This is a genomic window from Lentiprolixibacter sp. (assembly GCF_982873095.1).
This window is the reverse complement of the sequence record NZ_CEYNTP010000094.1, coordinates 1-9,760: the sequence shown is the minus strand read 5'-3', so window position 1 is coordinate 9,760 and position 9,760 is coordinate 1. Positions and strand designations below refer to the sequence as shown.

The 9,760-nt window shown below is 49.0% G+C and carries 6 protein-coding genes; 5 read left to right on the top strand and 1 reads right to left on the bottom strand.

Going from position 1 to position 9,760, the window contains the following annotated elements:
- The first annotated feature begins 114 nt into the window (after positions 1–114).
- A complete protein-coding gene (locus AC4E7D_RS07275) occupies positions 115–966 on the top strand; it encodes an aminotransferase class IV (protein WP_490173150.1) in 852 nt (283 codons plus the stop codon).
- A gap of 106 nt (positions 967–1,072) precedes the next feature.
- Positions 1,073–3,772, top strand: coding sequence for a prolyl oligopeptidase family serine peptidase (locus AC4E7D_RS07270; RefSeq protein WP_490173149.1), 2,700 nt, complete (start codon positions 1,073–1,075; stop codon positions 3,770–3,772).
- A gap of 3 nt (positions 3,773–3,775) precedes the next feature.
- Here AC4E7D_RS07270 and AC4E7D_RS07265 read toward each other — a convergent pair whose 3' ends face one another.
- Positions 3,776–4,309: a DinB family protein gene (locus tag AC4E7D_RS07265; RefSeq protein WP_490173148.1), complete on the bottom strand. Its 534-nt coding sequence runs from the start codon at positions 4,307–4,309 to the stop codon at positions 3,776–3,778.
- Between the two features lie 161 nt (positions 4,310–4,470).
- On the opposite strand from AC4E7D_RS07265, the gene AC4E7D_RS07260 reads away from it, so the two are divergent.
- The 3 genes from AC4E7D_RS07260 (at position 4,471) to AC4E7D_RS07250 (ending at position 9,553) form a co-directional block, all read left to right on the top strand.
- On the top strand, positions 4,471–5,904 hold the full coding sequence (locus AC4E7D_RS07260; RefSeq protein WP_490173147.1) for a hypothetical protein: 1,434 nt from the start codon (positions 4,471–4,473) through the stop codon (positions 5,902–5,904).
- A 164-nt stretch (positions 5,905–6,068) separates the two neighbouring features.
- A complete protein-coding gene (locus tag AC4E7D_RS07255) occupies positions 6,069–8,246 on the top strand; it encodes a hybrid sensor histidine kinase/response regulator transcription factor (protein WP_490173146.1) in 2,178 nt (725 codons plus the stop codon).
- 179 nt (positions 8,247–8,425) lie between these two features.
- Complete coding sequence (locus AC4E7D_RS07250; protein ID WP_490173145.1) at positions 8,426–9,553, top strand: alpha/beta hydrolase; 1,128 nt, start codon at positions 8,426–8,428, stop codon at positions 9,551–9,553.
- The last annotated feature ends 207 nt before the right edge of the window (positions 9,554–9,760 follow it).

Genomic DNA, 9,760 nt, shown 5'->3' with positions numbered 1-9,760 from the left:
AACAATATCGCTATTCATTACAATAAACAGCCCTTGCAAATGCAGGGGCTTTTTTATGCATTTCAAGGAGTTACTTCTTACCTTTAGGTGAATTATCATGAAGATAAAAAATCGATGAAAAGCCCGTACTCCTACCCAACCAAAGTCTACCTCAACGGGGAGATCCTGGATGCCGATCAGGCCAGGATCTCCGTCTTCGATCGCGGCTTTATCTTCGGGGATGGGATCTACGAGGTGATGGCACGGATCAACGGGCGGTTTTTCTACAAGAAACCCCATATGGACCGCCTGAAATGGTGCCTGGGTGAGATTGATATTTCCCTGGATGTGGACGCTGTAGAGAAGGAAATCCCGGCCTTGCTGGAAGCCTCGGGATTACTTGAAAAGGACAGTTTGTTGTACATTCAGGTGAGTCGCGGAGTGGCTCCCCGGCAACATAGCTTTCCCAAAGGAATTTCCCCCACCGTGATGATGTATGCCTGGGAAAAAAAGCTTCCCGACATCAACAACAACCACGCCTCGGTAGTGACTATGGACGACTTCCGCTGGTCGCGCTGCGACATCAAAATGACCTCCCTGCTCGGTAATACCATGGCCAATGAACACGCCATGCAGAACGATTGTTATGAAACGGTCCTTGTCCGCAATGGCCTGATCACGGAAGCTTCGCATTGCAATGTATTCTTTGTGAAAGATGGGATCCTCTACACCCACCCTGCAGGACCGTATTTGCTGGATGGTATCACCCGGCAGATCGTCCTCGAACTCTGCGAAAAACTGCAGCTGGAAGTGCGTCTGCAAGGGGTCCCCGCAGCTGATGTTTCCTATATGGATGAGGCCTTCCTCACCGGTACCGGTTCCCAGGTGCTGGCCATCAAGAAAATCGATGCCTATACCTATTTTGAAAATGACCCGGGCCCCATTACCCGAAAGATACAGCAGGCGTTTTTGGAATTAAAAAAATAGATAGCTCGGATATGATATCCGAGCTATCTATTTCTTCCTTTCCCTGTCCTTTTTACTTGCGCAATTGCCTAAGATGTAGTTACTTCAGGGCCCTAACAGAACACCAATGAAATACATCGCATTATTGCTCGTCCTGAGTGTATCCTTCTGTGGTTATTCCCAGGAGGACAAATGGACCCCTGAAGAAATTATCAACACGGTTTATGTGGGTAACCCCAGCTTTTCCAAAGACGGACAAAAAATCGTCTGGAGCCAGCGGAAAGGGCTCATAAAAGAAGACAAATTCGTAAACCACCTCTACCTGGCCAGGTTGGGTGGATCCACATCAGCCAAACCCAAAGTGGTGCAACTCACCCGCTCTAAATCAAGCGAATCCAACCCTGTATTCAGTGCTGACGGGGAAAGCCTTTACTTCCTATCGTCCCGGGAAAAAGGAAAGAAACTCTGGAAGCTGAACCTCATGGGTGGGGAGGCCGAAGAGGTACACACATTTGAAAATGGGATCAGCAATGTACAACGGGTTAATGCCAATACCCTGGTCTTTATCGGGGAAGAAGGAAAAACGCTTTACGATATTACCTATGAAAAAGATAACACCAATATCGTAGAGGACACGCTGCACTGGAACCCCAGGCGCCTATATACCTTTGACCTGAAATCCAAGGAGGTGAACCGGATTACTGACAATGCCTACCGTATTAATTCCTATGAGGTTTCCGAGGACGGCCGGTACCTGGTTTACCAGGAAATCCGTTCGCCGGATTACGGGGTGGACGGGAACCCTAAACCCAACTATGTGTTGATGGACCTCAAATCCAACACCTCCAAAAAGATCCTGCAGGACTTGCAAACCCCAGTGGGCTACAAGTTTACCCGGGATGGTATGGGCTTCTATTTCTCGGCTGAAACCTCATCAGATCCGGAATGGAACGGGTCCGGCATTCGGGAATTGTATTACTATACTTTCGAAACTGGTAGTTACACCAAAGTATCCCTGGAATGGGAAAATGGACTGGCCGGGGAGTACTTCCTGAATGGGAACGGACTTATTGTACAACTGGCCAACGGCCCCTTGAGAAAAGTGCGGTACTACGAGAAAAAAGGGAATTCCTGGTCCTGGAAAGCTATTGATCTGGGAGCACAGCAGGAACATGTTGCCCTACTGGCCTTTAATGCAGATTCCAGACAACTCATCTACCGGCACTCCACGGCATCCCAATTACCGGAATATTACCTGGCAACAATCAATGTGGGTCGTAAAAACGTCTCCCTGGAGGGAACAAAGAAACTGACCTCCCTGAACGATAAACTAAAAAAGAAACCCATCGCCAAATCAGAGATCATCTACTGGAAAGGGGCCAACGAGGAGGAGGTAAACGGGATTCTGTATTACCCCAAAAACTACGAAGCCGGGAAAAAATACCCGCTGGTGCTCAGCATTCATGGAGGGCCTACCGGGGTGGACCAGGACCAATGGTCCGAACGCTGGTCGACCTACCCCCAGATCTTTACGGACAAAGACGCCTTTGTGCTGAAACCCAATTACCACGGCTCCGGTAACCACAGCCAGGAATTTGTGGAATCCATAAAAAACGGGAAGTATTATTCCCTGGAGGAAGTGGACCTCTACAACGGGATACAGCATCTGAACCAGAAAGGATATATCGATATGGACAAGCTGGGGATCATGGGCTGGTCTAATGGGGCCATCCTGGCGACCTGGATGACACTGAAATACCCGGACATGTTCAAGGTGGCTGCACCGGGTGCGGGGGACATCAACTGGACTTCAGACTACGGGACCTGCAGGTTTGGGGTGACCTTTGACCAGAGCTATTTTGGGGGCGCCCCCTGGGACGATACCAACGGGAAGCACTACAACGAATGGTACATCAAGTACTCCCCCATCTTTGAGATTGAAAAGATCAGGACACCCACCATCATCTTCCACGGGAGTGAGGACCGTTCCGTACCAAGGGACCAGGGCTGGGAATACTACCGTGGGCTGCAACAGGTAGGCAAAGCCCCGGTAAAATTCCTGTGGTTCCCCGGGCAACCCCACGGACTGCGAAAGATCACCCACCAGCTTCGGAAGATGAAAGAGGAGATCACCTGGTTTGAGACTTACCTGTTCAAAGACAAGAAAGAGGAGAACGAAGCCTTTAAAAAAGACAGTCCCCTGGCTTCCCTGCTCAGCCTGCAGGAAAATATGTCGGACGACGGCCTGTTAGGAAGCTTGAAAGACGGAGTACTCCTGCCCAGTGTGGTTTCCACAGCCAGGGACAGTGTTGCCATTGGCACTCATGAGGTGACTTTGGCCCAGTACCATGCCTACACGGGCAAAACCTTCGACAGGTTACAGGCAAACCGACCCGTGACGGGTTTAACTAAAGCCGAAATCGAAGGATACTTGTCCTGGTTATCCCAAAAGACAGGGAAAACGTACCGACTGCCCAATGCCTCGGAGGCCAAAAAGTGGCACAAAAAGGCCCGTAGTGCATATAAAAACCAGAATAACCTCAACCATTGGGCCGGCTATGCCCTTACTGCGCTAGATGTCCCGGATCTACAAAGCAAGCTTGGGGAGGTAAAGGTGTCGCTAATCAAAAACGCCGGCAGCCATCAAATGGTAAAACTCAAGGAGGAGGTGATGGTGTACGACCTGGGCGGTAATGTAGCTGAATATTACACCGGCGGGGAGGCGCTGAAAACCTATGATTACAGCGCATATGATTTTGTAGATCCTGCGAATACAGAGAACATACCAAAGCCCGGGCATACCGGGTTCAGGGTGGTTCGGGAATAACCTTTACCAGGTATATTCCGGCGGCTGTATGTCATTCATACGAATGTAAAGATTGGCTTTTGCCCGGTGGTTATTCATATGGTCCTGCACATAGAACAGGGCAAAGGCCCGGCTTACCGTATTGCCGCTGTGGTACATCACACAGGTTTCATTTAGCTGCTCCTGCTCCACCGTATAGATCACCTCGCGGACATAGTCCAGTCCGTTTTCTAAAAGTTTGAGGATCTCTGCCTTCGTCATTTTGGAGGCATCTGGTGTATTGGGTTTTACTTCCATCCCCTGCACGTAGCGCTGGGCAAGTAGTTCCACGGTATGGGCAATATGCACCATTTGCTCCCCGAAGGTTTTACTCACTTCCGTGGGCTTGTAGGAATACAAGTCTTCCGGCATCGCACGGGCCACTTCCAGGCAGTGTTCAGCAGCGGTATTCCATACGTCCAGGTACATTTGGGTAAAAGGGGTTTTGGGGGTTCTTTCGGTCTGACCGTTTACCACAAGGGTAAGGCAAAAGAGGCCAAGTAGCAGCAAATTTTTCATAATTGAGAGATTAGGATTCAAAAGATATTGATTTTCTGTAAAGTAAACCATGTTCCCTCGGATATGATATCGGAGGGATCATGGTTGCGAACGTGACTTTTATCACATATTGAGCCACTAAAATTTCCCAACTTTGTAAGGTTCTACCAATTCCAAACGTTATGGGAAAGCTTGCCTCCTCCTGGAAAATCCTGTTTCTGGGATCCCTATTGTTCACCTTTACTGCCAACCTAAACTCGCAAGAAAAACCACCTGAAAAAAACACAGAACCGCATAGTATCCTGGATAGCGACCGCGAAGTTACCCATGGGAGCCTGCACAACCTGAAAGAACTTTTTGGTCTGGGGACCATTACCGGGCACTTGCGCAACTATTTCATGTCTACGATGAACGAGGGTGCCCTTACGGATTACTACGCCAACGCTACAGGGGGGGCCATGAGGTTCCGCTCCCACGAGTTCTATAACTTCGAATTCGGGGCTGCTGGGATATTTACCTACAAGGCGTTTTCATCGGACCTGAATAAGGTAGACCCGGTTACCGGTGAATTTTCCAAATGGGAGCATGAATTATTTGATGTACTGGATTTTGATAATTTCAACGACCTGGACCGTTTGGAAGAACTGTATATCCGATACAACCTCACCCACGGATTTATTACCTATGGGAAAATGGAAATTGAAGAGACCCCCCTGTTGAACCATCAGGACGGCAGGATGAAACCCTTTGCCTTTAAAGGGATCTGGTTCCATTACAACCTTGCAAAAAACCACCTGCTATATGCCACCTGGATCGACCGGATCTCACCACGGAGCACGGTCGAATGGTTTGATTTTAAAGAAGGGATAGGTTTGTCTAACCAGGGGGTTCAGCCTGATGGCACCGAAGCGGAGTACCACGAAGTTCTGGAATCAGACGGATTGGCCATGCTGGGGTACCACGCCGATTATAAGGATTTTAGCCTGGATTTCTACCAATGGTACATCCACCATCTTTCCCATACCTCCTGGTTGGGGCTGGAATATCACGGAAATCAATGGAACCTGGGCCTGCAGTATACAGTACAGTTCCCGGACCGCTACCAAAGGGGGCTGGAATACGGGCAGCGCTATGTACAACCCGGAGAACACGGGCAGGTACTCAGCGGCAAGGTCAGTTACCTCAGTGGAGACTGGAACCTGTGGGCCGCCTATTCCCATGCCTTTGACAGTGGCCGCTTCCTGTTTCCCAGGGAACTCGGCCGGGATCATTTTTACACTTCACTTCCCAGGTCGCGCCTGGAAGGGTTCGGGGATACCGATGTGATCACTTTGGGGGCCATCTACCATTTTGGCCGGGACCATTTTACCGGGGGAGTCGCTTACACCCGACTCTTCGGGCCGGAAACAGAGGCCTATGAATTCAACAAATACAACCTGGATGCCTACCAGCAATTTAACCTGCACCTGGACTATGCCTTCACCGGTTTTTTCGACGGCCTGCACATCAGTCTTTTGTATGTCTATAAAAACAACCTGAACAATACGGAACCGGAGGTCGTCTTTAACCGCAGCAACTACCACCAATTCAACTTTGTTACCAATTTTGACTTTTAGAAACGGGCCTCCCTGGTAGAACTTTTACTGATTGTAAGTATAATGATATCTCGGATATGATATCCGAGGCATCATAGCATCATATTTGATTTGTGGGATTTGACTGACGCAGATCATTTTCTCTGCCTGCGCTGTGAATTAACTTGTCCCCCAAATCTTTTGTCATGCATAATTTTACAGGGATATGGAAACGGTTGAATGCCCGTTTGGAAGCGTATGTTAAGGTTGCCGGGGATGATGCGAATACCATACTGCAAAAGAAGATCTGGTGGCTGCTCAACATTGCTTCGGCGCCTATCCTGGCGGTAAGCATTGTATTGATGGGAACCGTGCTGGGAGAAGCTGTGCTGGTATTCAATATACTGTTCCTGCTCTGTATGGTGCTCCCATTGGTGGTGTTCCATTTCCATCGAAGGGATATTACAGCCTTTGCCCTGTTTACACAGATAGCCCTTGTGATTCTCACTTCGATCAAGGTATACCTCATGGGGGGCATGGTAAATGTAGGCACCCCGGTCTATGTGGGTTTGATAGGCCCGGTTTATGCGCTGATCCTGCCCAATAAACGCAGGGCCATAAATATCTTCCTGCTTTACACAGTGGCCATGATTATCGCCACACTGGCAAACCCCCTACAATCAGAACCCTATGTGTTCTACCGCTATTTCATGGGCTTCCTTATCAGCAATACGGCCATCTTCTTTACCCTGTTTTATTTTACCAGCCAATGGGAAAAAGCCAAGGTTGCCGAAAAAAACAGGCTCCAGGAAATCGACGAACTCAAGACCAAGTTCTACACCCATATCGCCCATGAATTCAGGACGCCTTTAACCATCATCACCGGTATAGCTGACCAGATCAAAACCGATCCCGGTCGCTGGCTGGACCCCGGACATGAAATGATCAAACGCAATACCGACAAACTGATATCCCTTACCAACCAATTACTGGACCTGGCCAAACTGGAAGATAAGTCCATGCCGTTGAACCTTGTACACGATGACCTGGTGCTGTATACCCGCTACCTGGTGGAATCTTTCCATTCCATGGCAGAACTCAAAAACATTAACCTCCGCTTTACATCAGCAGCAGATGAGCTCTTTATGGACCTGGATCCCGATAAGGTGAGGGACATCCTGTCTAACTTACTATCCAATGCCCTGAAATTTACACCAGATGGGGGCAGGGTTGTTGTGCACCTGCAACCGATTGAATTAGCGAATAACCCCTTTGTGAAACTACAGGTCAAAGATACCGGGGTGGGTATCCCAGCAGAGGAACAAGCCCTGGTATTCAACCGCTATTTCCAGGCCAGAAATCACCTGGACCCACAGGGTACGGGTACCGGTCTGGGCCTGGCTCTTACCCGTGAGCTGGTACGCCTGTTGGGAGGGGAAATTACGGTGAGCAGCACCCCTGGCAGTGGTTCTGTATTTGAGGTAAGACTACCGATACGGCACGAAGCCAGTCCAGTAACCCTGCCCCCACTAAATGGCCCGCAAATTACCCGAATCCCTGCAGCAGAACACAGACCAACACAGCATGAAACTACCTCTGGTGACACCCTCCAACTCCTGCTCGTGGAAGACAATACTGATGTGATCCGATACTTAGAATCCTTGTTGGAAGGCACCTATAATATCGAAATTGCCAGAGATGGGGCAGAAGGCTATAAAAAAGCCCTGGCCTGTATCCCTGACCTGATCATCAGCGATGTGATGATGCCCGAAATGGATGGATATACACTCAGCCGGAAGTTAAAAGCCGACCTCCGCACAAGTCACATCCCCATCGTTCTCCTGACGGCGCGGTCTGATTTTGATTCGCGTATAGAGGGACTGAAGTCTGGCGCAGACGCCTATCTGTCTAAACCTTTCAACCGGCAGGAACTGTTTATCCGTATCAACGCCCTGATCAGCCTGCGAAAAGGCTTGCAGGCCCGCTATGCCGTACTGGCCGACCAGAAGGTCTATCGGGACATCGCCGAAAACGGGAAGCACCAACGGGAAGATGCCTTTATGGACAAGGTACAGGAAGTCCTCGTGGCCCACTTGAGCGATGAGGAATTCGGCATTGTCCAACTCTGCGAGGCCCTGGGCATGAGCCGCTCCCAATTGTACCGAAAATTTTCCGCCCTGACCGATATGAGTGTCAATCAATTCCTTATTGCCTTAAGGTTAGAAAAAGCAAAAGAACTCCTGGCCACCACCCACCTGAATGTTTCTGAAGTAGCCTACGATACGGGCTTTAAAAACCCGGCACACTTCAGCAGGGTATTTTCAGAAAAATTCGGGTATGCCCCCAGCCATCTGAAAGGCGCGCACCCCGCTGCAGACCACTGAATTAGTCCAAAAATGGTTTGTGGGACGTAGCGTAAAGCATTTGGCACAGAGGGACAAGCTGTGATGGCCAGGCTGTTCTACCTTGGTATTTGAAAAGCGAACCAAAGTCCTTTACCACTGCCATTTAATGGAAAAGTTGGATCAGCGTTCGCCAATGTCTAACCTTTAAATCGAATACCATGAAAACTTTCAGACTTATTTCCGTATTGCTCGCTTTACTCGTTGCCTCGTGGAGCTGCAGCGACGATGACGATGACACTACGTATGAACCCATATCTGCAGAAAGCGAACTTCAGCTAAAGAGTTTTATTAGTCCTTCCTTGACTAACAATGCTATAGGCAACCAGGCTGCCCGAAATGTACAGGTGTATCTGCCTGAGAACTACGATGCCAAGGGGCCTGAGGCTTATCCTGTGGTCTACTTATTACACGGTCTCCCCTTTTCAGAGGAAACCTATACCAACCCAAATACCTGGGATTCCTGGGTGCGACCGGGAGAGGTTTGGCCCTTCCAGCAATACCCGGATTTCCCAGTTGAAGGTTTTCAAAAATGGGTAGATAATCTTATTGAAACAGGAAAAATTGAGCCTATGATCATTGTGATGCCCAACGCTGCCAGTGAGGCCGGGTTCGGCTTTAGTTTCTATACCAACTCTGTTCTGAATGGAAATTTCGAGGACTTTATCGTAAATGACCTGGTCAATTTCATCGATTCGAATTACAACACCAGGTCAGATGCTTCGGGGCGATCTGTGGTGGGCCATTCACAGGGAGGCTATGCCGCATTTAAATTTGGCCTTTTACATCCAGATGTTTTTGGTACCGTGGCCAGCCATAGTGGGCTCCTCCTCGTGGACGCCATGCTGAGCCTCGGCCCGGTTGTTATGGCAGAAAATCCGAACGGCATGACCGGTCCGGACCCTGCTAAATTCATGACCAGTGCCGCCTTTGCAATGAGTGCCTGCTGGTCGCCCAACCTGGAGAATCCCAATTTCTATGTGGACCTGCCTTTTGAATACCCAACCGGAGACGTTGTCCCGGAAGTGGCCATGAAATGGTACGCACACGATGTATTCAGTATGCTGGATACCTACGTAGATAATTTTAAATCCCTTGACGGCATCTATATGGACATCGGCCTGAATGACGAACTGAATATGGATGAAGCCTATCCGTTCCTGACCCAGAAACTGGATGCCTACGGCGTGGACTATACGTATGAAACCTTTAACGGAGGACACTTTACCAATAGCTTTGAACGCCTGGCCGTATCCCTGGAATTCTGTTCCAACTCAATGAATCCGTAATTCTTGTGGATCTATAAACGAAAGATACCCCGGAGATGATCTCCGGGGTATCTATGAGGGATAAACTGAGGAGATCATTTTAAAAAGAGCTTACCATGAAAACATCAAAAAGAATATTTCTGATTATACCGGCACTGTTCCTGTTACTTACCTGTGCTAAAGATGAAGATCCTGATAAGTTTATCCTGTCCGTTTCTGTAACACCGT